We start from the raw sequence: 25,286 nt of genomic DNA on the forward strand, positions 1-25,286 counted from the left end.
CGATCGTAATGGCGGGCCGGCAACGCCACAAGGCGGATTTCCGCCAAATTGCAGGACGCTGAACGCTCAGTTGGCGGAAATCCGCCATGCCTCAAGTCACTGATTGGTGACAGGAAAATCCCGCAGGCCCTGATATCAAAAGGCTTGCTGCCATTCGCACCAATCTGGCACGACGTTTGCGATACAAGCCACAGAAGCGTGCATTTCTCCGACCGGGAAGAATGCCGTTCCAACAACAAATCCCTCCAGTGCAGGAGGGTTCGCAATTAAGGTTCAGCGCTCGACAGATGGATGTTGCCGCTGGACGCTTGAGGAAACCTGCAATGACGACTCGTCAGCCACTGTACAAATCCCTGTATTTCCAGGTGATCGTTGCCATCGCCATCGGCATCCTGCTTGGTCACTTCTATCCGCAGACCGGTGTGGCCCTCAAGCCACTGGGTGACGGCTTCATCAAGCTGATCAAAATGGTCATCGCCCCGATCATCTTCTGTACTGTTGTCAGCGGCATCGCCGGCATGCAGAACATGAAGTCGGTGGGCAAGACCGGCGGCTACGCGCTGCTGTACTTCGAAATCGTTTCCACCATTGCCCTGCTGATCGGTCTGGTCGTGGTCAACGTTGTGCAGCCGGGCGCCGGCATGCACATCGACGTCACCACCCTCGACGCCTCGAAAATCGCCACCTACGTGACGGCCAGTAAAGACCAGAGCATTGTCGGTTTCCTCCTCAATGTGATCCCGAACACCATCGTTGGCGCGTTCGCCACCGGTGACATCCTGCAAGTGCTGATGTTCTCGGTGATCTTCGGCTACGCCCTGCATCGCCTGGGTTCGTACGGTCGTCCGCTGCTGGACATGATCGATCGCTTCGCCCACGTGATGTTCAACATCATCAACATGATCATGAAACTGGCGCCACTGGGTGCGTTCGGTGCCATGGCGTTCACCATCGGTGCCTACGGTGTCGGCTCGCTGGTGCAACTGGGCCAGTTGATGATCTGCTTCTACATCACCTGCGTTCTGTTCGTCGTGCTGGTGCTGGGTGCGATCTGCCGGGCTCACGGTTTCAGCGTATTCAAGCTGGTGCGCTACATCCGTGAAGAACTGTTGATCGTACTGGGTACGTCCTCGTCGGAATCGGCACTGCCACGCATGCTGATCAAGATGGAGCGTCTGGGCGCGAAGAAATCGGTTGTTGGTCTGGTGATTCCGACCGGTTACTCGTTCAACCTCGACGGTACTTCGATCTACCTGACCATGGCCGCCGTGTTCATCGCCCAGGCGACCGACACGCACATGGACATCACTCACCAGATCACTCTGCTGCTGGTGCTGCTGCTGTCCTCCAAAGGTGCGGCAGGTGTAACCGGTTCGGGCTTCATCGTCCTGGCCGCAACGCTGTCGGCGGTAGGTCACCTGCCGGTTGCCGGTCTGGCGCTGATCCTTGGTATCGACCGCTTCATGTCCGAAGCCCGCGCACTGACCAACCTGGTCGGTAACGCTGTTGCGACCATCGTCGTCGCCAAGTGGGTCAAGGAACTGGACACCGATCAACTGCAGACCGAGCTGGCTTCCGGCGGTCGCGGTATCTCCGACGAGCGTGAAGAAGACGACCTGGGTGTGGCTGAAGGCCCAACCCCGAGCAATGTGAAGTAAATACAAGAACTGCGCATCAGTACGATGTGAGGTTGTAAAAAAAAAGCCCTTGTGGTGAGGGATTTACCGCCGATGGGCTGCACAGCGGGCCTCTTCTTCCGAGTCCAGAGAAGAGGCCGCTTCGCGACCCATCGGGGATAAATCCCCTCGCCACAGGGGTTTTTTCTTGCCCGGAATTTGAGCGCAACGGTCACACCTGCTGACATTTGCGGTGATTGCCGCATCGGCGATGGCTGCCTAGGCTGAGTACATCGCCCAAGGAGTTCGCCCATGTCTGCACCGCTGGCCTCACTGAAGCTTCTCGATTTCTCCACCTTGCTGCCGGGGCCGTTCGCCTCGTTGCTGCTGGCGGACATGGGCGCCGAGGTGCTGCGCATCGAATCGCCAATCCGTATGGATCTGCTGCGGGTGCTGCCGCCGCATGATGGCGGTGTCTCGGCCAGTCACGCCTACCTCAACCGCAACAAGCGCAGTCTGGCGCTGGATCTGAAACAGCCCGAAGCGCTGCAGATCATCAAGCAACTGCTGGGCGAGTACGACATCGTCCTTGAGCAGTTTCGCCCCGGGGTGATGGAGCGTCTGGGCCTGGGTTATGAAGCGTTGAAAGCGATCAATCCAAAGCTGATTTATGTGTCGATCAGCGGTTACGGCCAGACCGGGCCGTACAAGGAACGTGCCGGGCATGACATCAACTATCTCGCGCTGGCCGGGCTTGCCAGTTACACCGGGCGCGCCGACAGCGGGCCGCTGCCGCTGGGCATGCAGGTGGCGGACGTGGCGGGCGGCTCGCTATACGGAGTGATCGGCTTGCTGGCAGCGGTGATTGCCCGCCAGCAAACCGGGCAGGGCACCCATCTGGATGTGAGCATGACCGACTGCGCGTTCAGCCTGAACGCCATGGCCGGCGCTGGCTATCTGGCCTGCGGCGCGGAACCGGGCCGGGAAGACCAGGTGCTCAATGGCGGCAGCTTTTACGATTATTACCGTACCCGGGATGGGCGCTGGATGTCGGTGGGCAGTCTGGAGCCGGCCTTCATGCAGCAATTGTGCACGGCGCTGGGCCGGCCGGAACTGGCCGCGCAAGGGTTGTCGCCCAGGCCTGAGCAACAACAGGCCTTGAAAGAGGCGTTGCGCATCGAATTCGAGCGGCATGATTTTGCAGAACTGTGTGAGTTGTTCGCCGGGGTCGATGCCTGTGTCGAGCCGGTACTGAGTCTGAGCGAGGCGTTGCGCCATCCGCAAATGCAGGCGCGGGAGCTGGTGACGCAGGTGCCGCGCGGAGATGGCACGACGCAGGCGCAGATGGCCTGTCCGTTGAAATTTTCTGAGGCGTTGCCGGCGCCAAGGCATGTTGGCGCCGGGTTGGGGCAGCATACGGATGAGGTGTTGGGGGAGCTGGGCTTGAGTGCTGGGCGGATCGCCGAGTTGCGTTCGGCCAAGGTGATTCTGTAGCGCCCATGCCGCCGCCTTCGCGAGCAGGCTCGCTCCCACATTGAAATGCATTCCCCTGTGGGAGCGAGCCTGCTCGCGAAGGGGCCAGTCAGGGCACCGCAGAAAGCAACTATTCCACCCGCATCTCACCACTGAACACCAGCGTACTGCGGCAGCGCCGGCACAGATACCGCCGCCCTTGCCGCACCAGGCCATGGCGCTGGGCGGTAAACGGGAAATCACTGTCGGGGCACGGGCATTTGTAGATATAGCGGGTCACGCTGCGCCGCTTGATTTCATAGGTATGGCAGCGGTCCGGCGGCAGTTCGTAGACGCCGCGCATGATCAGTTGCCACTCCTCGCCATGGGGCTGGATGCGGTCGCCGAACAGTTGATGCGCGATCAGGTGGGCGACTTCGTGAGCCACGGTCTGCTTGAGGAAGTGTTCGGTGTTCTCCCGGTACAGCTGCGGATTGAAGCGCAGCAGGTTCTCGTGCAGATGCGCGACACCGGCTTTCTGCCCGCGCAGCTTGAGGCTGACGACGGGGCGTTTGAAGGAGCGTTTGAAAAAGGATTCAGCGAGTTGGTAACAATCTTCGACGCGGGTATTGAGTTGCTCGGGCATGCTTGATGGATCTCCAGAGACGCCGAGTATGCCGCAACCCCGGCGACTTGCGAATCGCTGACCTGCCGAATGGTCGTCGCCCAACGAGAAGGCCGCCTTGCGGCGGCCTGTATTGGCAGATGTTGTTTTTCTCAGGGAGGAAACAGGTCAGTTGGTATAGACCGGCCCGACACCCAGGCCCCAGACAATCACGGTGAACGCCATGATCGCCACCAGCACCACCAGGCCGACGGCGAGCACCGAGCTGGAAAACAGGAAACCTTCATCCGAAGGGATGTTCATGAAGGTCGGCAGGCCGACATACAACAGATACACCGTGTAGCAGATGGCCGCTGTGCCGACGATCATCCCCAGCCACATGTGCGGATACAGCGCCGCCAGACCGCCGACAAACAACGGTGTCGCGGTGTATGTGGCAAACGCCACGCAACGGGCCAGGCTTGGATTGGCGTCATAGGTGCGCGCCATCCAGTGCACGAAGGCGCCCATCACCGCGACCCCGCCGAGCATCGCCAGGTACGACATGATGGTCATCCACAAGGCGCTTTCGAACGTGAGCATCACCGGCGCGCGATTGCCGATCACCCAGCCGACCTGGGTCGTGCCGATGAACGCCGAGACCGCGGGGATCGCCGCCAGAATCAGCGTATGCGTCAGGTACATGTGGCTGATGCTTTCCTCTTGGTCGCCACGGATCTCCTTCCATTCCTGATCGGGGTGGGTAAACAGTCCCACTACGTGATGGATCATGCCATTCACTCCTCTTGTCATTGCCATCGCCCCCCAACGGAGCGCCTACGGGCCAAGATGGCCGAGCAAATACAGGTCTTCAGACGTGTGCGACCTTATGTCGCAGTATAGAAAGGACTCCAGCGCACCGGTATGCCGGGCTTAGAGCAAATCGCGCTGTAAACGGGATGAATAATCGCCTCGGGGTCTTGCGGGGAAGGCATTTTTGAGGTTGAAACACTTTTGTGGCGTGGGGATTTATCCCCGTTCGGCTGCGCAGCAGTCGCCAAGCCATTCACCGCGCAGTGTCACGCATTACGAGTTCCCAAGTTTTGGGGCTGCTTCGCAACCCAGCGGGGATGAATCCCCTCGCCACAGATGCTTCGCGCTACTGGGGTTTTTGCGTAAAATGCCGGCTTTTCGTCACACCTCACGGATTTCGCGTCATGGGCACTCTTACGGTCAACCAGAACAAACTGCAAAAGCGCCTGCGCCGCCTGGCCGGCGAAGCGGTCGCCGATTTCAATATGATCGAAGATGGCGACAAGGTCATGGTCTGCCTGTCCGGGGGCAAGGACAGCTACACCATGCTCGACGTGCTGATGCACCTGCAGAAGGTTGCACCGATCAAGTTCGACATCGTCGCGGTGAACATGGACCAGAAACAGCCGGGCTTTCCCGAGCACGTGCTGCCGGCCTACCTGAAAGAACTGGGCATCGAGTATCACATCGTCGAGAAGGACACTTATTCGGTGGTCAAGGAACTGGTGCCGGAAGGCAAGACCACCTGCTCGCTGTGCTCGCGCCTGCGTCGCGGCACGCTGTACACCTTTGCCGACGAAATCGGCGCGACGAAAATGGCCCTCGGTCATCACCGCGACGACATCGTCGAGACGTTCTTCCTCAACATGTTCTTCAACGGCACCCTGAAAGCGATGCCGCCGAAGCTGCGCGCCGACGATGGCCGCAATGTGGTGATCCGCCCGCTGGCGTACTGCAACGAGAAGGACATTCAGGCCTACTCGGACCTCAAGCAATTCCCGATCATCCCGTGCAACCTCTGCGGCTCGCAGGAAAACCTGCAGCGCCAGGTGGTCAAGGAAATGCTCCAGGACTGGGATCGCAAGACCCCGGGCCGTACCGAATCGATTTTCCGCAGCCTGCAGAACGTGGTGCCATCGCAACTGGCCGACCGCAACCTGTTCGACTTCACCAGCCTGAAGATCGACGAGACCGCGGCTTCGCGTTTCGTCAATGTCGTCAATCTGTAAACACAACCTGTAGAAGCGAGCCCTGTGGTTGAGGGGACAGCTTCTGCATGGGTTATTCATTTCCAAACCTCAGGAGAGGGCATGCGCGATTACAAGTGGCTGCACGAATACTGTCTGAACCGTTTCGGTTCGGCGGCTGAACTGGAAGCCCATCTGCCCGTTCCCAAGACCCCCGCACAACTGCGCAAAATCCGCGACGACCGCTACCTCTCGACCATGGCCCTGCGGGTTTTTCGCGCCGGGCTCAAGCACAGCCTGGTCGACGCCAAGTGGCCGGCGTTCGAAGAAGTGTTCTTCAAGTTCGACCCGGAAAAAGTCGTGCTGATGAGCGCCGAACACCTTGAGCGCCTGATGCAGGACGCGCGGATCATCCGCCATCTGGGCAAACTGAAAAGCGTGCCGCGCAATGCGCAGTTCATTCTCGATGTGGAAAAGGACAAGGGCAGCTTCGGCGCGCTGATCGCCGACTGGCCGGTGACCGATATCGTCGGCCTGTGGACCTACCTGAAAAAGCACGGCCACCAACTCGGCGGGCTGTCGGCGCCGCGCTTTTTGCGCATGGTCGGCAAGGACACGTTCGTGCCGAGTTACGACGTGGTCGCGGCGCTGAATGCGCAGAAGATCGTCGACAAAGTGCCGACCAGCCAGCGTGATCTGGCGACGGTGCAGAACGCGTTCAACCGATGGCACGAACAGAGCGGCGGACGGCCGATGAGCCAGATTTCGATGATGCTCGCCTACACCGTCAACCATTAAAACCGCTGCGCTGCATTCGCGAGCAGGCTCGCTCCCACAGTGCATGCCAAATGTGGGAGCGAGCCTGCTCGCGAAAGCGGTTGTTCAGGCGACGCTGATCTCGCCTTCACCCGCCAATTTGCGATTCAACTGATAACGCCAGCGCACATACAACAGCGCCGAGCAGAACACCGCCAGGCTCGCGGCCATTTCCAGCAGGCCGAACAGCTGCCGGTTGGGGTCGTACGCCGCCAGGGCGCCTTTGATGAAATACAGGTTCACCACAAAACACATCCACGAATGGCCACGGGCGCTGCCCATGATCATCGCCGGGGCGAGCACCAGCCACGGGATCAGCTCGACCAGCAGAATCACCCAAGGCCGCGCGCCATGCAGGTCGGCGAACACCAGGTAATAAACAGCGAGCAAACCGGCGAGGGCGAAAAAGCTCAGCAGGCTGAGCACGCGCATCGCCTTGACCCGTGGCTCAAGCCACTCTATCGAGGGCAGGACTTTCGGCTTCTTCGCCATCAGCCCACCAGTTTCTGCGCGGTTTTCGCCAGGCGCAGACCGAGTGCGCGACACAGCGCCACTTCGTGCTGATCGAGACCGTTCTTGCCGTCGGCACCGGCGTGATGGCTGGCGCCATACGGCGTGCCGCCACCCTCGGTTTCGAGCAGGGCCGATTCACTGTAGGGCAGACCGGTGATCAACATGCCGTGATGCAACAGCGGCAACATCATCGAAAGCAGCGTGGTTTCCTGACCGCCGTGCAGGCTGGCGGTGGAGGTGAACACGCCGGCCGGTTTGCCGACCAGCGCGCCGGTCAGCCAGAGGTTGCTGGTGCCGTCGAGGAAGTACTTGAGCGGCGCGGCCATGTTGCCGAAACGCGTCGGACTGCCCAAGGCGAGGCCGGCGCAGTTCTTCAGATCATCGAGGCTGGCATAAAGCGCGCCTTCAGCGGGAATCTCCGCCGCCACCGCTTCGCATTCGGTGGAAATCGCCGGCACCGTGCGCAGACGCGCTTCCATTCCGGCCTGCTCGATGCCACGGGCGATCTGCCGGGCCATCTCGTTGGTCGAACCGTTGCGGCTGTAATAGAGAACCAGAATGTACGGCGTGCTCATGGCAACAACTCCAGCACGTTTTCCGGTGGGCGACCGATGACGGCCTTGTCGCCGACTTCCAGAATCGGCCGCTCCATGAGTTTCGGGTGCGCGGCGATGGCATCGATCAATTGCTGCTCGCTGAGGCTGGCGTCGGCCAGGTTCAGGGTTTTGTATTCCTCTTCACCGCTGCGCAGCAGCTGCCGCGCGCTGATCCCGAGCTTGCCGAGCAGGGCCTTGATCTGCGCGGCGCTGAGCGGCGTTTCCAGGTAGCGCACGACAGTCGGATGCAAGCCGCGGGCTTCAAGCAGTTCCAGCGCGCCGCGGGATTTCGAGCAGCGCGGATTGTGATAAAGCGTCAGATCGGTCATGGCGGGTCGCTTCTGGCGTAAAGTGGCGGCTATTCTAACTGTGCGGCGCGCAATCCAGAACCGTCAGAGGCGATGGGTCGCAGGCGCTTTCGAATTTTCACAAGGAACACGACATGACACGGCGATTGGCAGCGGCATTGACGATAATCGGGGCGTTGATGCTGGGGGGCTGCGGCAATGATTACGGCATCGACCAGAACGGCCAGAAGGTTGCGTCCGAACGTCTGGACAAACAATGGGTGGTGCTTAACTACTGGGCCGAATGGTGTGGCCCGTGCCGCACGGAAATTCCCGAGCTGAATCATTTGGCTGATGAGCTCAAGAGCAAGAATGTCGGGGTGTTCGGGGTCAACTTCGACAACGTTCAGGGCGCGGAGCTGAAAGAGGCGAGCGAAAAACTCGGCATCAAGTTCACCGTGCTCGCGCAGGATCCGGCCGAGCTGTTCGACCTGCCGCGCAGTGAGGCGCTGCCGGTGACCTTCATCATCGATGACAAGGGCAAGGTGCGTGAGCAGTTGCTGGGTGAGCAGACGGCGGCGGGGGTGATGGCGAAGCTGGAGGCGTTGCGGGACAAGTAACCTGTGGCGAGGGGATTCATCCCCGTTGGGCTGCGTAGCAGCCCTGAATTTGCAGTTCGCCTGGAACTGCGCAGGGGGCCGCTTCGCGACCCAACGGGGATGAATCCCCTCACCACAGGTAACCCCCTGCGGGCATAGAAGGGCTCAGCCCTCTTCCAGCCACCAGCGCAACGGTTTGCCTTGAGCCGGCCAGAAGCGCACCTGCTCGATGGGCGAAATGTCCCAGCGCTCGACTTTTTCCAGCGCCTGCAAAAAGCGTTGTTCCTGCTCCATCAACGCCGGGGCGCAGAGCTTGCGGGTCTTGCCGATCTTGCCGAAGCTCAGCTTGTCGCCGTCCTGCGTGTACGGCGCGAACCAATGGTTGCAGCCGCCGTTGCCGTAGGCGCGGCCGTCATCGCCGAGGGTCACGGTCAGATGGCTGTAATCCATCAGTGGCCGCTCGCCGATCCATTCCAGAATGTAGCTGCGGTTGTGCTGCAGTTGCACCGGCTCTGCGGCGCAACCGACCAGGCCGACACCGATCAGTGCGGTCAGGGCGAGGCGTTTCATCACGCAGGCTCCTGGCATTTCGGGCACAGGTGCTTGTCGCCGACGGCTTTCCAGCCCAGCTCGGCGATGCGTGCGGTGGCGGCAGGTTTCTCGGCGGTCTTGCCGAGTTTGGCATCCACGGCGAATTCGAAGCTCAGCTCTTTCGCGCAGCTGTCGCAGTTGACCTGCCAGGTGTGAATGGCCAGTTCGCCGAACACCGGGCCTGTGGTCATCGCGGTCCATTGGCCTGGCGGATTGATAAGGTGGCGCACCGTGTCGACGGTCAGGCGCATGGACAAATCCTTGCTGCCTTTGAGCGTGACCAACAGGGCATCGCCGATGCGGATCGAGCCACCGTTGCCGGTCACCTGATAGCGGCCCGGAACCAGGGCGCGGCATTCGGTGAGGGTGTGTTGCGGGTTCATCAGGGTGTAGCGGAAATCGTGTTCGACCATGGGTCCTCCAAATATGCGCGACATGCTAGCACGGGCTCGATTGCAGAATGATGCGCGCGTGCGACCTTCGATCCGGTTCAAATGCGCCGACAGTCATGGCAAACTGCCGGCCCCCGAATCTGAAGGAACGGAACATGGCGCTGATCGAATGTTATGAATGCAAGCGGAGCATCAGTTCCGAAGCGCTGGTGTGCATTCACTGCGGCGCGCCGATGGCCGAACATGCCGCCATGCAGGCGCAATCGACGGCGGCACCGGTGCAAGCCGCGACGATTTCCTTCGGCAGCCTGCCACGCAACAACGCAGTGCCCGAGGCGGTTGCGCCGCCAGTGCCCGAGCCTTTACCCAAAGTGATGCCGGCAGCGGCGGGACGTCGCCGTCGTCAGCAGGCTGCGGAACAAGCACGCCAGGAACAACAACCGCTCAACGCCGATGGCAGCCGCCCGGTGGAGGGCTGGCTGAAAATCATGGTGTTTCTGCTACCGGCGTTTTTTGTCTGGTTCCTGCTGCGCAACGGCCATTCGAGCAAGCAGCGCCTGCTCGGTTTCGGCTGGCTGGGCTTGCTGATCCTGGCGTCTTCGCTGTCCAAGTAAAACCGTTCAACCCTCGACCTGGTTCTGCGGCGCACCTGCCGCCCAGGTCGCGATGTTGTGCAGGGTGGTCGCGGCAATCGCGCCCAGCGCCTCGCGGGTCAGAAACGCCTGATGCGCGGTGATGATCACGTTGGGAAACGTCAGCAGACGCGCCAGCACATCGTCCTGCAACGGCAGGTCGGAGCGATCCTCGAAAAACAGCTGCGCCTCTTCCTCGTAAACATCCAGCCCCAGATAACCGAGTTGGCCGTCCTTCAGCGCGTCGATCAGCGCTGGCGTGTCGACCAGCCCGCCGCGCCCGGTGTTGATCAGCATCGCCCCGGCCTGCATGTGCGCCAGTGAGTCGCGATTGATCAGGTGCTTGCTCTGTTCGTTGAGCGGGCAATGCAGGCTGATGATCCGTGATTGCGCGAGCAACTCCGGCAGGCTCAGATAACGTGCGCCCAAGGCCAGCACCTCGGGATTGGGATACGGATCGTAAGCGAGCAGTTCACAGCCGAAGCCGTGCATGATTTTCGCGAACGTTGCGCCGATCTGTCCGGTGCCGACGATGCCGACGGTCTTGCCGACCAGATCGAAACCGGTCAGGCCATGCAGGCTGAAATCGCCTTCGCGGGTGCGGTTGTAGGCGCGATGCAAACGACGATTGAGAGCGAGGATCAGCGCCACCGCATGTTCGGCCACGGCGTGCGGCGAGTAGGCCGGCACGCGCACGACGGCCAGGCCAAGGCGTTTCGCCGCCGGCAGGTCGACATGGTTATAACCCGCCGAACGCAGGGCAATCAGCCGCGTGCCGCCGGCAGCGAGGCGTTCGAGCACAGGGGCGCTGAGGTCGTCATTGATGAACGCGCAGACCACTTCGTGCTGCTCGGCCAGCGCCGCCGTATCGAGACTTAACCGCGCCGCTTGAAAATGCAGTTCAAGCCCGGGCGGGCAGTCGGCGGCGAGGAAGCTGTCGTGGTCGTAGGTCTGGCTGCTGAAAATGATCGTGCGCATGAATCCTCCTGGAACATCGACGCGGGCCGTAACGGCCCGCGACAACTGTAGCGCTTTGCGCGCGCCGTGCCTTGCCGTGGATCAGGCGCTGATGCGCGCCTGCGCCGCGAGTCGATTGATCGAGCGCTCCAGTTCATCCAGTGCGGCGGCGGCTTTCGGATCGTCCTGCTTGAGCAGGGTTTCGCTGCGCTGGCAGGCGGCGCGCAGTTGCGGCACGCCGCAATAACGGGTCGCGCCGTGCAAGCGGTGCACGCGTTCGAGCAGGGCATTCTGGTCGTGGCTGTCACGCGCTGCGCGTATCGCTTCGCGGTCGGCTTCCAGCGAGGCCAGCAGCATGGCGAGCATGTCCGCCGCCAGATCCGCCTTACCGGCCGCCAGACGCAAGCCTTCTTCGTGATCGAGCACCGGCAGTTCCTGCTGATTCGCCGCGCTGTCGCCGCTGCGCTCCGGGGCCTGATTGCGCAGGGCCAGTCCGGTCCACTTCAACACCACCTGCGCCAGTTGCCGCTCGCTGATCGGTTTGGTCAGGTAGTCGTCCATGCCGCTTTGCAGCAGCGCGCGTTTTTCATTGGCCATGGCGTGGGCCGTGAGGGCGACGATCGGCAGCGGCGTGCAATGCCGCTCGCTTTCCCACTGGCGAATGGTTTCAGTGGTCTGGCGACCGTCCATGCCCGGCATCTGCACGTCCATCAGCACCAGATCGAAAGATTCGCTCTGCACGGCTTTGACTGCTGCGTAACCGCTTTCCACCGCGAGCACGCGGGCGCCCATGTCTTCGAGCAGGGTCTGCACCAGCAGCAGATTCGCCGGGTTGTCGTCGACACACAGCACGCGCGGCGCACGGCTGGACAGCGGCTCGCCCGGTTCGCTGCGGGTCTGGCGCGGATTGACCAGATCGGACAGCGCCCGGCGCAATTTGCGCGTACACGCCGGTTTGGCCTGCAGCTGGCTGTGCGGGTTGGGTACCGACAGGTGAAACAGCGTCTGTTCGGTGGTCGGGCACAGCACCAGCACTTTGCAGCCCAGGTGTTCGAGGTCCCAGATGTGCTGGTTCAAGCGTTCCGGGAGCATGTCGTTGCTGGTGATGCCGATCACTGCCAGATCGATCGCCTGATCGGTCTGATGCGCGCCGGTGACGCCATTGCTCAGGCTCTCCAGAGTATTGAACGGCGTAACTTGCAGTCCGCAGTCTTCCAGCTGATGTTGCAAGGCCTGACGCGCCAGTTCGTGGTTTTCCAGCACCGCCACACGGCGCCCGAGCAGCGGCGCGGCGGGCAGGTCTTCGGCATCGTCGCGGGTTTTGGGCAGGCTCAGGCTGATCCAGAATTCCGAACCTTCGCCCGGCGTGCTGTCGACGCCGATCTCGCCGCCCATCTGTTCGATCAGGCGCTTGGAAATCACCAGCCCCAGGCCGGTGCCGCCGGGTTGGCGCGACAGCGAATTGTCGGCCTGACTGAAAGCCTGGAACAGCGCGCGCACATCCTGACTCGACAGACCGATGCCGGTGTCCTGAATGCTGATGCGCAGTTGCACGCTGTCTTCGTGTTCGTCTTCGAGCATCGCCCGGGCGACGATGGTGCCTTCGCGGGTGAACTTGATCGCGTTGCTGACCAGATTGGTGAGGATCTGCTTCAGGCGCAGCGGATCGCCGACCAGCGACAGCGGCGTATCGCGATAGACCAGGCTGACCAGCTCAAGCTGCTTGGCGTGCGCGGCCGGAGCGAGGATGGTCAGGGTGTCCTGCAACAGGTCGCGCAGGTTGAACGGAATGTGATCGAGTACCAGTTTGCCGGCCTCGATTTTCGAGAAATCGAGAATCTCGTTGATGATTCCCAACAGGCTGTCGGCAGACTTTTCGATGGTGCCCAGATAGTCGAGCTGGCGCGGGGTCAGTTCGCTTTTTTGCAACAGGTGAGTGAAGCCGAGAATGCCGTTGAGCGGCGTGCGGATCTCGTGGCTCATGTTGGCGAGGAATTCGGATTTGATCCGGCTGGCTTCCAGCGCTTCTTTGCGCGCCAGGTCCAGCTCGATGTTCTGTATCTCGATGGTTTCCAGATTCTGCCGCACGTCCTCGGTGGCCTGATCGACGCTGTGCTGCAATTCTTCACGAGCGTTCTGCAGGGTGCCGGCCATGCGGTTGATACCCGAGGCCAGTTCATCCAGTTCCTGGCTGCCGAGGGGCGGCAAGCGGGTTTCCAGATGACCGTCCTTGAGCTGCGCAACTGCTTGTTTGATCTGGCTCAGCGGACGATTGATGGTGCGGCCCATGCGCAATGCGAGGAGGGCGGCGCCGGCAAGTCCGGCGGCGATCAGCAGCAGGCTAGCGAACAGGCTGCGATAGCCGCGCAGCAACATGCCGTTGTGCGACAGCTCCAGCTCGACCCAGCCGAGCAGGCGTTCGGATTCTTCGGGAATGATTTCGCCGGCGAGGTTGCGGTGCTTGCCGAACACCGGCATCAGGTAGCGCGTCGCGTCATTGCCGCTGCGTCGTTGCAGCAGGGCGCTGTCGCCGCTTGGCGCTTGATTGAGCATGGTCGGGCCGGCGTGGGCCAGTGGCGAGCGGTCCGCCGCGAGGAAGGTCACCGCGCGCACGTCGGGTTGTTCAAGGGACTGGGTGGCGATGCGTTCAAGCAGATCGGCGTCGCCGTGGCCCATCGCTGGCGCCACCAGCGGCGCCAGTTGCTCGGCGATCATTTCGCCGCGCTGCATCAATTGGCTGTGCAGGTCGGTCTGCTGCGTCCAGGTGAAATAGCCACCCAGCACCAGCGCCATCAGGCTGGTCGGCAACAAGGTCAGCAACAGCACGCGACCTTTGATTCCCAGTTTCTTGAGCACGCCTATCTCCCGCATCCCGCTGATCTGTTGACACATGCGTGCATCCGGCACGCGACATGGGCGCAGTGTAGCGATTTGCAGGCGGGCAATCTTGCGGAAAATGCAGCGCCGCCCACGCACTCGTTCGTCCGACAGGCCAAGCTTGTGTTGCCCGCTGTCGGACAATCTTGAATAATCCGCCAACTGAGAATTACTTGCAGATACTCATGACTCCTGTTTCTGTTGGCCAGCCACGCATCCTTTCCATTGAAGACGATCCGGTCCTCGGCGCGTATGTGCACGAGCATCTGGGCCGCAGCGGTTTTCAGGTGACCTGGTGCCAGAACGGCCAGGAAGGTCTGAACATCGCCCAGCGTCAGCCTTTCGACGTGGTGCTGATGGATATTCTGCTGCCGGGGCTCGATGGTCTGCAGTTGTTGACGCAATTACGGCAGAGCCATTCGACGCCGGTGCTGCTGATGTCGGCGCTGGGTGCCGAGGCCGATCGCATCAGCGGTTTTCGCCTCGGTGCAGATGACTATCTGCCCAAGCCGTTCAGCATGGCCGAGTTGCATGTGCGCATCGAAGCGATCCTGCGCCGCGTGGCGCTGGATCGGCGCCCGCCTGCGGTTACCGCTGCGGTGGTCAGCGGCGCCCTGCGTTTCGATGACGAACAGTGCGACGTGTTTTTCCGCGAGCAAGCGGCCGGGTTGACCCGTAGCGAATTCCGTCTGCTGGAAACCCTGCACCGCAACAACGAGGAAGTGCTGAGCAAGGCCTTCCTTTATCAGCACGTCCTGCAACGCGGCTTTGCGGCGCACGACCGCAGCCTCGACATGCACATCAGCCAGATCCGCCGCAAACTCAAAGCCATCGGTTACACCGAGCGCGAAGTGCGCACGGTGTGGGGCAAGGGCTATGTCTTGAGTGGCGCTGATGAAACTGTCTGAGCTGCCGGGGCGGCATTCGCTGTTCTGGAAACTGGCGTGCCTGCTGGTGGCGTTCTGTCTGCTGATGATCTGGTTGAGCTGGTCGTGGGGCCGTTATATGGAGGAGCGCAATCAGTTTCTCTCCAGTGACGCGCGCAGCACCCTCAGCCGTTATGCCGCGCAAGCCGAACAGGCGTGGCAGCGCGGCGGGCGCAATGGCGTCGATGACTGGCTGCAGAGCATGGAATTGCGCGAGGCCAGTTGGGTCGGCGTGATCGGCGCCGATTTGCAGTCGCTGAGCAGCCAGCCGTTGAACGCCGCGGAGGTGCAGCACCTGACCTTTTTGCGCGGCCTCGACTGGCCGATCCACAAGAAGGGCCGACCTTGGCTGCGGGTACCGTTCCCGCAGGATCCGGCCGCCGGCATTCTGGTCATCGAGTTGCCCGAGCGCTTTGTTCCGGGCAAGTACCGTGTGTTCTGGCGGGTGATCACCAACGGCGTGATTCCCGGGTTGTTCACTCTGTTGCTCTGCGTCGGCTTGTACCGCCTGTTGGTGGTGCCGCTGAACAACCTGCGCGAACAGGCCAACGCCTGGCGCGCCGACCAGTTGAATGTGCGCCTGTCGAGCGGCATCACCCAGCGCCCGGATGAACTCGGTGAGCTGGCGCGGGCCTTCGATTCCATGTCCGAGCGCCTGCAAAGCACGATCGCCTTGCAGCAGCAGTTATTGCGTGACTTGTCCCACGAACTGCGCACGCCGCTGAGCCGCCTGCGCGTGGCCAGTGAAAGCGAACAGGGCCTGGCGCAATTGCGCGAGCGCATCGGCCGCGAGGTCGACGGCATGCAACGTTTGGTCGAAGACACCCTGCAACTGGCCTGGCTCGACACCGACCGCTCGCCGTTGCCGGATGAAGCGATCCAGATTCAGGCGCTGTGGGAAATGCTCACCGACAACGCCTGCTATGAAAGCGGCTGGCCGAGTCTGCAACTGCAATGCTCGGTCGAGGCATCGTGCTGGGTGCGCGGCAACCTCAATACCCTGGCGCAAGCGCTGGAAAACATCCTGCGCAACGCCATTCGTCACTCGCCCGAGGGCGGGATTGTGCGTCTCGATGCACGGCGCGATGGCGAGTATTGGCATTTGTGGCTGGAGGATCAGGGCGGCGGCGTGGCTGACGAAGATCTGCAGCGGATCTTTTCGCCGTTCATTCGATTGGACGGATCGAGACCCGGGGATGGTGGCTTTGGCCTGGGCTTGAGCATTGCGCGCAACGCGGTGCAACGGCAGGGCGGGTTGCTCTGGGCGGAAAACACCGGGGCGGGGCTGCGGTTGAATTTGCGCTTGTTGGCGGATGACGGCGTCGCCCATGCGGACGCCTTCGCGAGCAGGCTCGCTCCCACAATGGAGCGCGGTTCGCCGCAGGCTGTGTGATCTACCGTTAATAGTGTCATCACTGCTGACACTAAATCCTGTGGGAGCGAGCCTGCTCGCGAATTCCAAGCATCACCACGAGAACTGAGTGTTGCTCAAGTAAAAGTCGCACCACTGGCGCGACTTTTATTTGCTTATTCCCATAAACCATAAGCACCGCACTTTGCGTGATATGGCCTGCGCGGGTTTGCCGGTATGATAGGCGCCCCCGCACGTCTGGATTGCGAATACGCCATGACCTTGCAGTACCCAACCATCGCCGATTGCGTCGGCAACACGCCGCTGGTGCGTTTGCAGCGCCTGCCCGGCGCCACCAGCAACACCCTTTTGCTCAAGCTCGAAGGGAACAACCCGGCGGGTTCGGTCAAGGACCGCCCGGCGTTGTCGATGATCACTCGCGCCGAGTTGCGCGGGCAGATCAATCCCGGCGATACGCTGATCGAGGCGACCTCCGGCAACACCGGCATCGCGCTGGCGATGGCCGCTGCGATCAAGGGTTACAAGATGATCCTGATCATGCCGGACAACTCCAGTGCCGAGCGCAAGGCAGCGATGACCGCTTACGGTGCCGAGCTGATCCTGGTGACTCAGGAAGAGGGCATGGAAGGCGCCCGCGATCTGGCCCAGCGTATGGAAGCCGAAGGCCGTGGCAAGGTGCTCGACCAGTTCGCCAATGGCGACAACCCGGAAGCGCACTACACCACCACCGGCCCGGAAATCTGGCGTCAGACCCAGGGCAGCATCACCCATTTCGTCAGTTCGATGGGCACCACCGGCACCATCATGGGCGTGTCGCGCTACCTCAAAGAACAGAGCGACAGCGTACAGATCGTCGGCCTGCAACCGATGGAAGGCTCGGCCATTCCCGGCATCCGCCGCTGGCCGCAGGAATACCTGCCGAAGATCTATCAGGCTGACCGCGTCGACCGCATCGTCGACATGGCGCAAAGCGAAGCCGAAGACGTTACCCGGCGCCTGGCCCGCGAAGAAGGCATCTTCTGCGGCGTGTCCTCCGGCGGTGCGGTGGCAGCGATGCTGCGCTTGTCCAAAGAAGTTGAAAACGCGGTGATCGTCGCGATCATCTGCGACCGTGGCGACCGTTACCTGTCGACCGGCATTTTCGACGCGCCGAACTGATGGCCAAACACGAGAGAGGCCTGCGCTTCCAGCCCACCGGCGGCAGCAAGGCGCCACAGATCCCGACCGGCAAAAAGCAGCGCTTGAACATCGAGCGCCTGGCCAATGACGGTCGCGGTATCGCGTTTTTCGAAGGCAAAACCTGGTTCGTCCTCGGCGCCCTTGCCGGTGAAGAGGTCGAAGCGCGGGTGCTCGGCGCCCACGGCAAAGTGGTCGAGGCGCGCACCGAGCGCGTGTTCAAGGCCAGCGAGTTGCGGCGCCCGGCAGCATGCCCACACTTCGGCCGCTGTGGCGGTTGCAGCGTTCAGCACTTGCCCCAAGCTGAACAACTCGCCCTGAAACAGCGCATGCTCGCCGAGCAATTGTCGCGGGTGGCCGGTGTCGAACCTGAAGAATGGGCGGCGCCGCTGACCGGCCCGGAATTCGGTTACCGTCGGCGCGCGCGGATCGCCGTGCGCTGGGACATGAAAGCGAAGAAGCTCGAAGTGGGTTTCCGCGCCGCCGGCAGTCAGGACATCGTCGCGATCAGCGAATGCCCGGTGCTGGTACAGCCCTTGCAGCCGATCATGACCCGCTTGCCGGAGATGCTGCGGCGCTTGAGCAAACCGCAGGCGCTGGGCCATGTCGAGCTGTTCAGCGGCTCATCACTGGCGGTATTGCTGCGGCACATGGCGCCGTTGTCCGAAGCGGATCTGAGCATCCTCAAGGATTTCTGCCAGTTCCACGAGGCGCAGTTGTGGCTGCATGGCGAAGGTGAACCGCAACCGGTCGAGGCCGGTCAGAGCCTCGGTTATCGCCTGGAACAGTGGAATCTCGAGCTGGCTTATCGGCCGGGTGACTTCGTTCAGGTCAACGCCGGGGTCAACGAAGCGATGATCGCCCAGGCGCTGGACTGGCTGAAACCGACGGCTGAAGAACGCGTGCTCGACCTGTTTTGCGGGTTGGGAAATTTTGCGCTACCGCTGGCCAAAAGCGTCCGTGAAGTGGTGGCTGTGGAGGGCGTGCAGACCATGGTCGAGCGGGCCGCTGCCAACGCCGTCAGTAACAATTTGCATAACACAAAGTTTTTTCAAGCCGATTTATCCCAGCCTTTGAGCGATGCCCAGTGGATCGGAAACGGCTTTTCTGCGGTACTCTTGGACCCACCGCGTGACGGTGCTTTCGAGGTGGTGCGCAAGCTCGCGACCCTGGGTGCCAAGCGGTTGGTATATGTGTCGTGCAACCCGGCCACGCTGGCGCGCGACACGCAGGAATTGATCAAGCAGGGCTACCGGTTAAAACGTGCCGGGATTCTCGATATGTTTCCTCAGACGGCACATGTCGAGGCCATGGCGTTATTTGAAGCGAGCCAGGACGGCTCGTCTGAATCCGTCTGATCTGTCCGCGCAGCGCTCGCCTGAGCCCCGCGAGCGCGAACGGACACTGAGGATCAGCGATTTGACGCATTGAATCTGCGTCGTAGGGAAGGTAAAGCAGCATGGTACAGGTGAGAGCACACCAGCCGATCAACACCGACGGCAGTATCAATCTCGAGGCCTGGCTCGATCACGCGGTCAGTGTCGATCTGGCACTGGATCGCGAGGCCTTGAAAGAAGCCTGCGAGTTCGCTCGCGAGGCCGAACAGCAGTCCAATGCGAAAAAGAACCTGTGGGCCGAAGGCTCCGGCAGTTTCAGCACGGGCCTTGAGATCGCCGAGATCCTCGCCGACCTCAAGCTCGATCAGGATTCACTGGTCGCCGCCGTTTTGTATCGCGGCGTGCGTGAAGGCCAGATAGAGCTGGCGGCCATCGGCCAGCGCTTCGGTCCGGTAGTGGCCAAGCTGATCGACGGCGTGCAGCGCATGGCGGCCATCAGCGCCAGTCTCAGCCCACGGCAATCGATGGTCATGGGCACGCAAGGGCAGGTCGAGAACCTGCGCAAAATGCTCGTGGCCATGGTCGATGACGTGCGCGTTGCGCTGATCAAACTGGCCGAACGCACCTGCGCCATCCGTGCGGTGAAAACCGCCGACGATGAAAAGCGCAACCGCGTCGCTCGCGAAGTCTTCGACATCTATGCGCCACTAGCCCATCGCCTCGGCATCGGGCACATCAAATGGGAACTGGAGGACTTGTCCTTCCGCTATCTCGAACCCGATCAATACAAGCAGATTGCCAAGTTGCTCCACGAGCGGCGGCTGGACCGCGAGCGCTTCATCAGCGACGTGATGACCCAGCTCAAGGACGAACTGCAGGCCACCGGCGTCGACGCCGACATCAGCGGCCGGGCCAAACACATCTACTCGATCTGGCGCAAAATGCAGCGCAAGGGTCTGGAATTCAGCCAGATCTACGACGTTCGCGCGGTGCGCGTGCTGGTGCCGGAAATGCGCGACTGCTACACCGCGCTCGGCATCGTCCACACCCTGTGGCGGCACATCCCGAAAGAATTCGACGACTACATCGCCAACCCGAAAGAGAACGGCTACCGCTCGCTGCACACGGCGGTGATCGGCCCGGAAGGCAAGGTCCTCGAGGTGCAGATCCGCACCCACTCCATGCACGAAGAAGCCGAACTCGGCGTCTGCGCGCACTGGCGCTACAAGGGCACCGACGTCAAATCCGGCTCGAACCATTACGAAGAGAAGATTTCCTGGCTGCGTCAGGTCCTCGAATGGCATGAAGAGCTGGGTGATATCGGCGGTCTGGCCGAACAGTTGCGCGTCGATATCGAGCCTGATCGGGTTTACATCTTCACTCCCGACGGGCACGCCATCGACTTGCCGAAAGGCGCGACGCCGCTGGATTTCGCCTATCGGGTGCACACCGAAATCGGCCACAACTGCCGGGGCGCGAAGATCAACGGCCGCATCGTGCCGTTGAACTACAGCCTGCAGACCGGCGAGCAGGTCGAGATCATCACCAGCAAGCACGGCACGCCGAGCCGCGACTGGCTGAACCCGAACCTCGGTTACGTCACCACCTCGCGGGCGCGGGCGAAGATCGTTCACTGGTTCAAGTTGCAGGCTCGCGATCAGAATGTTGCGGCCGGTAAAACCCTGATCGAGCGCGAACTCAATCGCCTCGGCCTGCCGGCGGTGGATTTCGACAAGCTGGCCGAAAAGGCCAACATGAAAACCGCCGAAGACATGTTCGCCGCCCTCGGTGCCGGCGACCTGCGTCAGGCGCATCTGGTCAACCTTGCGCAGCAACTGGTCGAACCGGAGCGCGGCAACGAACAGCTGGAGCTGATCCCGCGCAAGGCCACCGGTTACAAACCGGGCAAGCGCGGCGATATCCAGATCCAGGGCGTCGGCAACCTGATGACGCAGATGGCCGGCTGCTGCCAGCCACTGCCGGGCGATGCGATTGTCGGTTACATCACCCAGGGCCGTGGCGTGAGCATTCACCGTCAGGACTGCGCCTCGGTGCTGCAACTGGGCGGGCGCGAGCCGGAGCGGATCATTCAGGTCAGCTGGGGCCCGGTGCCGGTGCTCACCTATCCGGTGGACATCATCATCCGCGCCTACGACCGTTCCGGGCTGCTGCGTGACGTCTCGCAGGTGCTGCTCAACGAGCGCATCAACGTGCTGGCGGTCAACACCCGCTCGAACAAGGAAGACAACACTGCGCTGATGTCGCTGACCATCGAGATCCCCGGACTGGATGCGCTGGGACGGCTGCTGGGGCGGATTTCGCAATTGCCGAACATCATCGAAACCCGGCGTAACCGTACCCCGTGAAGATGACTCTGATCCCATGTGGGAGCTGGCTTGCCAGCGATGCAGACAACTCGGTCTCTCAGGAAAGTCGAGGTGATGCAATCGCTGGCAAGCCAGCTCCCACAGGATTTTGTGGTGAGCCTGATAAATGATGTATTCACTCGAAGACCTGCTCCACCTGATGTCCCGTCTGCGCGATCCGCAGTTCGGCTGTCCGTGGGACATCAAGCAAACCTACGCGACCATCGTCCCGCACACCCTCGAAGAAGCCTACGAAGTGGCCGATGCCATCGAACGTGGCGATCTCGACCATTTGCAGGGCGAGTTGGGCGATCTGTTGTTTCAGGTGGTGTATTACAGCCAGTTGGCCAAGGAAGAAGGGCGGTTCGAATTCGCCGGGGTGATCGACAGCATCACGCGCAAACTGATCCGTCGTCATCCGCATGTGTTCCCGACGGGCGACCTGTACGCGCCGCTCGACGTGCCGCGATTGAGCGAAGAGCAGGTCAAGCAGCGCTGGGAAGAGATCAAGGCCGAAGAGCGCGCCGAGAAAGCCTCGGCGCCCGAGCAGTTGTCCTTGCTCGACGACGTGCCGGCCACGTTGCCGGCATTGTCGCGCTCAGCCAAGCTGCAAAAACGCGCCGCGCAGGTCGGTTTCGACTGGCCGGATGCTTTGCCGGTGCTCGACAAGGTGCGCGAAGAGCTCGATGAAGTGCTCGAAGCCATGTCGGAAAATGATCCGGTGGCGGTGGCCGACGAGATCGGCGATCTGCTGTTTTCCGTGGTCAATCTGGCCCGGCATTTGAAGGTCGATCCGGAAACCGCCCTGCGCGGCGCCAATGGCAAGTTTGAACGACGTTTCCGTTTTATCGAACAGGCATTGCGCGACACCCACCGTCCCATGGAAGATTGCACCCTCGAAGAGTTGGACGCCCTGTGGGGCGAAGCCAAACGCCAGGAAAAGAATGAGCCCAGCTGCGGCTGAGCCGTTGCCCAAGTGAGTAAGCATTGATGAGCCTTTCCCTTCGCGACCAGTTGCTCAAAGCAGGCCTGGTCAACCAAAAGCAGGCCAAGCAGGTCAGCAAAGACAAGCAGAAGCAACAGCGCCTGGCCCACAAAGGCCAGGCCGAGCTGGACGATTCGCAGCAGCGCGCCGCCCAGGAAGCCATGGCCGAGAAGGTCAAGCGCGACCAGGAGCTGAACCGTCAGCAGCAGGAGAAGGCCGAGGCCAAGGCCCGCGCTGCGCAGGTCAAGCAGTTGATCGAAGTCTCGCGTCTGCCCAAGCTGACCACCGAGGACTACTACAACTTCGTCGATGACAAGAAGGTCAAGCGCATCTCGGTCAACACGCTGATGCGCAACAAGCTCAGCAGCGGTTCGCTGGCGATCGTGCACCACAATGGCGGTTATGAAGTGATTCCCCGTGAAGCAGCGCTGAAGATCCAGGAGCGCGACCCGCAGCGCATCGTCCAGCTCAACGTGCAGACCGAAGAGGTCAACGCCGAGGACGATCCGTACGCGGCGTACCAGATCCCTGACGATCTGATGTGGTAAATCCACGGCTGTAACAACGACGAACCCCGCTCATGGCGGGGTTTGTCGTTTTCAAATGCTGTGTTGTTTCAGGCGGACTTCAGTTCTCTTTGTTGCTCCTGCACTTCCAGTTCAGCCTTGTAGTTATGCGCATCGATCTCGTTGTGGAACATACCGACCAGCAAGTCTTGTTGATGCACATCCCAGATACGGATGCCGGCGGCCAGGCCTTCGTGGGACATGTGTGAATCGTCGCGTTCAGTTACTTTTACAGTCATCTGCTAGCTCCAGATCTCAAGTTACTGCACCAAGGCGTGTGCAGGACTCTGTTATAGGATTTGTTAGTCAGCTAAGTAAACCGCCAATTGGCGCAAGGTGTTGTTGCGGATTTCGCAACAGTGCTGGAGGCCGCGTAAACCGCGACATTCGGTCGCAGGGTGGTAAGTTTCATGACAGAAGTTTCATCTCCCGAGCCCCCCGGAAACCCACTGTGGGAGCGAGCCTGCTCGCGAATTCGGTGAGTCAGACGACGATAGGGTGACTGGAGTATCGCCTTCGCGAGCAGGCTCGCTCCCTCAGGGTTTTGCGGTGAACCTGCTATTTTCTGCAGACGAAAAAAAACGCCCCGAACCAGTCGGGGCGTTTTCAGGTGTGGCTCAGCAGTGGGGAATTACTTGCCTTCCCAGCGCTTCAGTACCAGCGTGGCGTTGGTGCCGCCGAAGCCGAAGCTGTTGCTCATCACGGTGTTGATGGTGGCGTTCTCGCGGGTCTTGGTCAGCACCGGCAGATCGGCCACTTCCGGGTCGAGCTCGTCGATGTTGGCGGAGCCGGCGATGAAGTTGCCTTCCATCATCAGCATGCAGTAGATCGCTTCGTGCACGCCGGCGGCGCCCAGGGAGTGACCGGACAGGCTCTTGGTCGAGCTGATCGCTGGAGCCTTGTCGCCGAACACTTCACGCACACCTTTCATTTCCGCAACGTCGCCGACCGGAGTCGAAGTGCCATGGGTGTTCAGGTAGTCGATCGGGGTGTCGACGGTGGACAGCGCCTGCTGCATGCAGCGGATCGCGCCTTCGCCGCTCGGGGCGACCATGTCGTAGCCATCGGACGTTGCGCCGTAGCCAACGATCTCGGCGTAGATCTTCGCGCCACGGGCCAGAGCGTGTTCCAGCTCTTCGACGACAACCATGCCGCCGCCGCCAGCAATGACGAAACCGTCGCGGTCCTTGTCGTAGGCGCGGGAAGCTTGTTCCGGGGTGTCGTTGCGCTTGCTGGACAGAGCGCCCATCGCGTCGAACAGGAACGACTGGCTCCAGTGCTCTTCTTCACCGCCACCGGCGAAGACGATGTCCTGCTTGCCCATCTGGATCTGTTCCATGGCAGTACCGATGCAGTGAGCACTGGTGGCGCAGGCAGAAGCGATGGAGTAGTTCAGGCCCTTGATCTTGAACGGCGTGGCCAGGCAAGCGGAAACGGTGCTGCTCATGGTCCGCGTGACGCGGTACGGGCCGACGCGCTTCACGCCTTTCTCGCGCAGGATGTCCAGCGCTTCCATCTGGTTCAGCGTGGAAGCACCACCGGAACCAGCGATCAGGCCGGTACGCGGATTGGACACCTGCTCTTCGGTCAGGCCGGAGTCAGTGATGGCGTCTTTCATGGCCAGGTAGGCGTAAGCCGCTGCATGGCCGACGAAGCGATAGATCTTGCGATCGATCAGCTCTTCAAGGTTGAGGTCGATGGAGCCGGAAACCTGGCTACGCAGACCCATTTCAGCATATTCCGGGTTGAACCGGATGCCAGGGCGGCTTGCACGCAGGTTAGCGGAGACGGTCTCTTTGTCATTGCCCAGGCACGAAACGATGCCCAGACCAGTGATAACGACGCGGCGCATGCGAATAACCCTTAGAAGTTGTCAGTGGAGGTGAACACGCCGACGCGCAGGCCTTCGGCGGTGTAGATTTCGCGTCCGTCGACACTGACCGAACCATCGGCGATGGCCATGTTCAGCTTGCCCTTGAGGACGCGTTTGATATGAATGTTGTAAGTGACTTTCTTCGCGGTCGGCAGCACCTGACCGAAGAATTTCACCTCGCCCGAACCCAGCGCACGGCCGCGGCCCGGCAGGCCTTGCCAGCCCAGGAAGAAACCGACCAGTTGCCACATGGCATCCAGACCCAGGCAGCCCGGCATCACCGGATCGCCTTCGAAATGGCAGGCGAAGAACCACAGGTCAGGGTTGATATCCAGCTCGGCGACCAATTCACCTTTGCCGTACTTGCCGCCTTCTTCGCTGATATGGGTGATGCGATCCACCATCAGCATGTTCGGGGCGGGCAGTTGCGCGTTACCTGGGCCGAACAGCTCACCGCGACTGCAGCGCAGCAGGTCTTCCCGAGTAAAGGCGTTTTGTTTGGTCATGCGAGCTCCTCAATAATCCCATGCGGCAGGTGGGGCAGATCTTCCCGACCGTTCAAGGCGTTCATGCCTCGAACCGGCAGCCTACTCATAGACTATTGCGTTGTGGTGAAAGTCACAGCACCAAGGACATGAATGTACACTTGTGCACTGAAATTTTTAATCAAGCCCCTTTTGGGGCTCGTTCGGGTGCCTAAGACTGCCGCACTTTCGCTTTTCACGCCAGTCGCAGATGGTCGAAAGGCCCACA

General features: G+C 61.3%; 25 protein-coding genes. 13 read left to right on the forward strand and 12 right to left on the reverse strand.

Going from position 1 to position 25,286, the window contains the following annotated elements:
- Positions 1-323: 323 nt before the first annotated feature.
- Positions 324-1,658, forward strand: a complete 1,335-nt coding sequence (locus AC0IXA_RS14550) for a dicarboxylate/amino acid:cation symporter (protein WP_024013978.1) — start codon at positions 324-326, stop codon at positions 1,656-1,658.
- Between the two features lie 270 nt (positions 1,659-1,928).
- Positions 1,929-3,110: a CaiB/BaiF CoA transferase family protein gene (locus AC0IXA_RS14555; RefSeq protein WP_471813643.1), complete on the forward strand. Its 1,182-nt coding sequence runs from the start codon at positions 1,929-1,931 to the stop codon at positions 3,108-3,110.
- A gap of 109 nt (positions 3,111-3,219) precedes the next feature.
- On the opposite strand, the gene AC0IXA_RS14560 is transcribed toward AC0IXA_RS14555, so the two are convergent.
- A complete protein-coding gene (locus AC0IXA_RS14560; protein ID WP_024013976.1) occupies positions 3,220-3,714 on the reverse strand; it encodes a SprT family zinc-dependent metalloprotease in 495 nt (164 codons plus the stop codon).
- A 147-nt stretch (positions 3,715-3,861) separates the two neighbouring features.
- Positions 3,862-4,464 (reverse strand): Yip1 family protein, encoded by a 603-nt coding sequence (locus AC0IXA_RS14565; protein ID WP_016773629.1) that lies wholly within the window; start codon positions 4,462-4,464, stop codon positions 3,862-3,864.
- A gap of 425 nt (positions 4,465-4,889) precedes the next feature.
- Between AC0IXA_RS14565 and ttcA the strand changes: the two genes are divergently transcribed.
- Entirely contained in the window at positions 4,890-5,714 is an 825-nt protein-coding gene (gene ttcA, locus AC0IXA_RS14570) for a tRNA 2-thiocytidine(32) synthetase TtcA (RefSeq protein WP_024013975.1), read from the forward strand.
- 81 nt (positions 5,715-5,795) lie between these two features.
- Entirely contained in the window at positions 5,796-6,470 is a 675-nt protein-coding gene (locus AC0IXA_RS14575) for a DNA-3-methyladenine glycosylase I (protein ID WP_471813646.1), read from the forward strand.
- An 84-nt stretch (positions 6,471-6,554) separates the two neighbouring features.
- Here AC0IXA_RS14575 and AC0IXA_RS14580 read toward each other — a convergent pair whose 3' ends face one another.
- Genes AC0IXA_RS14580 through arsC form a run of 3 tightly spaced genes read right to left on the reverse strand, consistent with a single transcriptional unit; the run spans position 6,555 to position 7,926 of the window.
- On the reverse strand, positions 6,555-6,980 hold the full coding sequence (locus tag AC0IXA_RS14580) for a DUF2069 domain-containing protein (protein ID WP_076563849.1): 426 nt from the start codon (positions 6,978-6,980) through the stop codon (positions 6,555-6,557).
- Positions 6,980-7,576, reverse strand: coding sequence for an NAD(P)H:quinone oxidoreductase (gene wrbA / locus AC0IXA_RS14585; RefSeq protein ID WP_041479575.1), 597 nt, complete (start codon positions 7,574-7,576; stop codon positions 6,980-6,982). The genes AC0IXA_RS14580 and wrbA overlap by 1 nt, the downstream gene beginning before the upstream one ends.
- On the reverse strand, positions 7,573-7,926 hold the full coding sequence (gene arsC / locus AC0IXA_RS14590) for an arsenate reductase (glutaredoxin) (RefSeq protein WP_186567721.1): 354 nt from the start codon (positions 7,924-7,926) through the stop codon (positions 7,573-7,575). Before arsC ends, wrbA begins: the two co-directional genes overlap by 4 nt.
- Before the next feature lie 113 nt (positions 7,927-8,039).
- On the opposite strand from arsC, the gene AC0IXA_RS14595 reads away from it, so the two are divergent.
- Positions 8,040-8,504: a TlpA disulfide reductase family protein gene (locus tag AC0IXA_RS14595; protein WP_125917249.1), complete on the forward strand. Its 465-nt coding sequence runs from the start codon at positions 8,040-8,042 to the stop codon at positions 8,502-8,504.
- 144 nt (positions 8,505-8,648) lie between these two features.
- Here the strand turns inward: AC0IXA_RS14595 and AC0IXA_RS14600 are convergent, their stop codons facing one another.
- Together AC0IXA_RS14600 and AC0IXA_RS14605 are read right to left on the reverse strand one after the other, a co-directional pair.
- On the reverse strand, positions 8,649-9,053 hold the full coding sequence (locus tag AC0IXA_RS14600) for an META domain-containing protein (RefSeq protein WP_123443634.1): 405 nt from the start codon (positions 9,051-9,053) through the stop codon (positions 8,649-8,651).
- Positions 9,053-9,487: a hypothetical protein gene (locus AC0IXA_RS14605; RefSeq protein ID WP_039757838.1), complete on the reverse strand. Its 435-nt coding sequence runs from the start codon at positions 9,485-9,487 to the stop codon at positions 9,053-9,055. Before AC0IXA_RS14605 ends, AC0IXA_RS14600 begins: the two co-directional genes overlap by 1 nt.
- A 134-nt stretch (positions 9,488-9,621) precedes the next feature.
- On the opposite strand from AC0IXA_RS14605, the gene AC0IXA_RS14610 reads away from it, so the two are divergent.
- Positions 9,622-10,080, forward strand: coding sequence for a hypothetical protein (locus AC0IXA_RS14610; RefSeq protein WP_471813649.1), 459 nt, complete (start codon positions 9,622-9,624; stop codon positions 10,078-10,080).
- Positions 10,081-10,086: 6 nt separating this feature from the next.
- Here AC0IXA_RS14610 and AC0IXA_RS14615 read toward each other — a convergent pair whose 3' ends face one another.
- Together AC0IXA_RS14615 and AC0IXA_RS14620 are read right to left on the reverse strand one after the other, a co-directional pair.
- Complete coding sequence (locus AC0IXA_RS14615; RefSeq protein WP_471813651.1) at positions 10,087-11,076, reverse strand: 2-hydroxyacid dehydrogenase; 990 nt, start codon at positions 11,074-11,076, stop codon at positions 10,087-10,089.
- A gap of 81 nt (positions 11,077-11,157) precedes the next feature.
- Positions 11,158-13,911, reverse strand: coding sequence for a response regulator (locus AC0IXA_RS14620; protein ID WP_110602552.1), 2,754 nt, complete (start codon positions 13,909-13,911; stop codon positions 11,158-11,160).
- 206 nt (positions 13,912-14,117) lie between these two features.
- Between AC0IXA_RS14620 and AC0IXA_RS14625 the strand changes: the two genes are divergently transcribed.
- From AC0IXA_RS14625 to AC0IXA_RS14655, 7 genes are all read left to right on the forward strand, one after another.
- Positions 14,118-14,840 (forward strand): response regulator transcription factor, encoded by a 723-nt coding sequence (locus AC0IXA_RS14625; RefSeq protein WP_076563844.1) that lies wholly within the window; start codon positions 14,118-14,120, stop codon positions 14,838-14,840.
- On the forward strand, positions 14,827-16,251 hold the full coding sequence (locus AC0IXA_RS14630; protein WP_471813653.1) for a histidine kinase sensor domain-containing protein: 1,425 nt from the start codon (positions 14,827-14,829) through the stop codon (positions 16,249-16,251). Before AC0IXA_RS14625 ends, AC0IXA_RS14630 begins: the two co-directional genes overlap by 14 nt.
- Positions 16,252-16,485: 234 nt before the next feature.
- Positions 16,486-17,388 (forward strand): cysteine synthase CysM, encoded by a 903-nt coding sequence (cysM, locus tag AC0IXA_RS14635; RefSeq protein WP_039757833.1) that lies wholly within the window; start codon positions 16,486-16,488, stop codon positions 17,386-17,388.
- Positions 17,388-18,764, forward strand: coding sequence for a 23S rRNA (uracil(1939)-C(5))-methyltransferase RlmD (gene rlmD / locus AC0IXA_RS14640; protein ID WP_471813655.1), 1,377 nt, complete (start codon positions 17,388-17,390; stop codon positions 18,762-18,764). The genes cysM and rlmD overlap by 1 nt, the downstream gene beginning before the upstream one ends.
- Before the next feature lie 101 nt (positions 18,765-18,865).
- Positions 18,866-21,109 (forward strand): GTP diphosphokinase, encoded by a 2,244-nt coding sequence (relA, locus tag AC0IXA_RS14645; protein ID WP_041479585.1) that lies wholly within the window; start codon positions 18,866-18,868, stop codon positions 21,107-21,109.
- Between the two features lie 130 nt (positions 21,110-21,239).
- On the forward strand, positions 21,240-22,073 hold the full coding sequence (mazG, locus tag AC0IXA_RS14650) for a nucleoside triphosphate pyrophosphohydrolase (RefSeq protein ID WP_341639009.1): 834 nt from the start codon (positions 21,240-21,242) through the stop codon (positions 22,071-22,073).
- 26 nt (positions 22,074-22,099) lie between these two features.
- Entirely contained in the window at positions 22,100-22,642 is a 543-nt protein-coding gene (locus tag AC0IXA_RS14655; protein ID WP_016773645.1) for a DUF2058 domain-containing protein, read from the forward strand.
- A 68-nt stretch (positions 22,643-22,710) separates the two neighbouring features.
- Here AC0IXA_RS14655 and AC0IXA_RS14660 read toward each other — a convergent pair whose 3' ends face one another.
- From AC0IXA_RS14660 to fabA, 3 genes are all read right to left on the reverse strand, one after another.
- The gene (locus AC0IXA_RS14660; protein WP_016773646.1) at positions 22,711-22,899 is read right to left on the reverse strand and encodes a hypothetical protein; all 189 of its coding nucleotides are present in this window, start codon (positions 22,897-22,899) and stop codon (positions 22,711-22,713) included.
- A gap of 392 nt (positions 22,900-23,291) precedes the next feature.
- On the reverse strand, positions 23,292-24,512 hold the full coding sequence (fabB, locus tag AC0IXA_RS14665) for a beta-ketoacyl-ACP synthase I (RefSeq protein WP_016773647.1): 1,221 nt from the start codon (positions 24,510-24,512) through the stop codon (positions 23,292-23,294).
- Between the two features lie 11 nt (positions 24,513-24,523).
- The gene (gene fabA / locus AC0IXA_RS14670; protein ID WP_024013962.1) at positions 24,524-25,039 is read right to left on the reverse strand and encodes a 3-hydroxyacyl-[acyl-carrier-protein] dehydratase FabA; all 516 of its coding nucleotides are present in this window, start codon (positions 25,037-25,039) and stop codon (positions 24,524-24,526) included.
- Positions 25,040-25,286: the final 247 nt, after the last annotated feature.

The sequence above is a fragment of the Pseudomonas sp. AC083 genome, from assembly GCF_979253165.1.

Bases quoted from the DNA above. Each gene is read 5' to 3' on its own strand.
- AC0IXA_RS14550 (WP_024013978.1), top strand. From the start codon at position 324: ATGACGACTCGTCAGCCACTGTACAAATCCCTGTATTTCCAGGTGATC.
- AC0IXA_RS14555 (WP_471813643.1), top strand. From the start codon at position 1,929: ATGTCTGCACCGCTGGCCTCACTGAAGCTTCTCGATTTCTCCACCTTG.
- AC0IXA_RS14560 (WP_024013976.1), bottom strand. From the start codon at position 3,714: ATGCCCGAGCAACTCAATACCCGCGTCGAAGATTGTTACCAACTCGCT.
- AC0IXA_RS14565 (WP_016773629.1), bottom strand. From the start codon at position 4,464: ATGATCCATCACGTAGTGGGACTGTTTACCCACCCCGATCAGGAATGG.
- ttcA (WP_024013975.1), top strand. From the start codon at position 4,890: ATGGGCACTCTTACGGTCAACCAGAACAAACTGCAAAAGCGCCTGCGC.
- AC0IXA_RS14575 (WP_471813646.1), top strand. From the start codon at position 5,796: ATGCGCGATTACAAGTGGCTGCACGAATACTGTCTGAACCGTTTCGGT.
- AC0IXA_RS14580 (WP_076563849.1), bottom strand. From the start codon at position 6,980: ATGGCGAAGAAGCCGAAAGTCCTGCCCTCGATAGAGTGGCTTGAGCCA.
- wrbA (WP_041479575.1), bottom strand. From the start codon at position 7,576: ATGAGCACGCCGTACATTCTGGTTCTCTATTACAGCCGCAACGGTTCG.
- arsC (WP_186567721.1), bottom strand. From the start codon at position 7,926: ATGACCGATCTGACGCTTTATCACAATCCGCGCTGCTCGAAATCCCGC.
- AC0IXA_RS14595 (WP_125917249.1), top strand. From the start codon at position 8,040: ATGACACGGCGATTGGCAGCGGCATTGACGATAATCGGGGCGTTGATG.
- AC0IXA_RS14600 (WP_123443634.1), bottom strand. From the start codon at position 9,053: ATGAAACGCCTCGCCCTGACCGCACTGATCGGTGTCGGCCTGGTCGGT.
- AC0IXA_RS14605 (WP_039757838.1), bottom strand. From the start codon at position 9,487: ATGGTCGAACACGATTTCCGCTACACCCTGATGAACCCGCAACACACC.
- AC0IXA_RS14610 (WP_471813649.1), top strand. From the start codon at position 9,622: ATGGCGCTGATCGAATGTTATGAATGCAAGCGGAGCATCAGTTCCGAA.
- AC0IXA_RS14615 (WP_471813651.1), bottom strand. From the start codon at position 11,076: ATGCGCACGATCATTTTCAGCAGCCAGACCTACGACCACGACAGCTTC.
- AC0IXA_RS14625 (WP_076563844.1), top strand. From the start codon at position 14,118: ATGACTCCTGTTTCTGTTGGCCAGCCACGCATCCTTTCCATTGAAGAC.
- AC0IXA_RS14630 (WP_471813653.1), top strand. From the start codon at position 14,827: ATGAAACTGTCTGAGCTGCCGGGGCGGCATTCGCTGTTCTGGAAACTG.
- cysM (WP_039757833.1), top strand. From the start codon at position 16,486: ATGACCTTGCAGTACCCAACCATCGCCGATTGCGTCGGCAACACGCCG.
- rlmD (WP_471813655.1), top strand. From the start codon at position 17,388: ATGGCCAAACACGAGAGAGGCCTGCGCTTCCAGCCCACCGGCGGCAGC.
- relA (WP_041479585.1), top strand. From the start codon at position 18,866: ATGGTACAGGTGAGAGCACACCAGCCGATCAACACCGACGGCAGTATC.
- mazG (WP_341639009.1), top strand. From the start codon at position 21,240: ATGTATTCACTCGAAGACCTGCTCCACCTGATGTCCCGTCTGCGCGAT.
- AC0IXA_RS14655 (WP_016773645.1), top strand. From the start codon at position 22,100: ATGAGCCTTTCCCTTCGCGACCAGTTGCTCAAAGCAGGCCTGGTCAAC.
- AC0IXA_RS14660 (WP_016773646.1), bottom strand. From the start codon at position 22,899: ATGACTGTAAAAGTAACTGAACGCGACGATTCACACATGTCCCACGAA.
- fabB (WP_016773647.1), bottom strand. From the start codon at position 24,512: ATGCGCCGCGTCGTTATCACTGGTCTGGGCATCGTTTCGTGCCTGGGC.
- fabA (WP_024013962.1), bottom strand. From the start codon at position 25,039: ATGACCAAACAAAACGCCTTTACTCGGGAAGACCTGCTGCGCTGCAGT.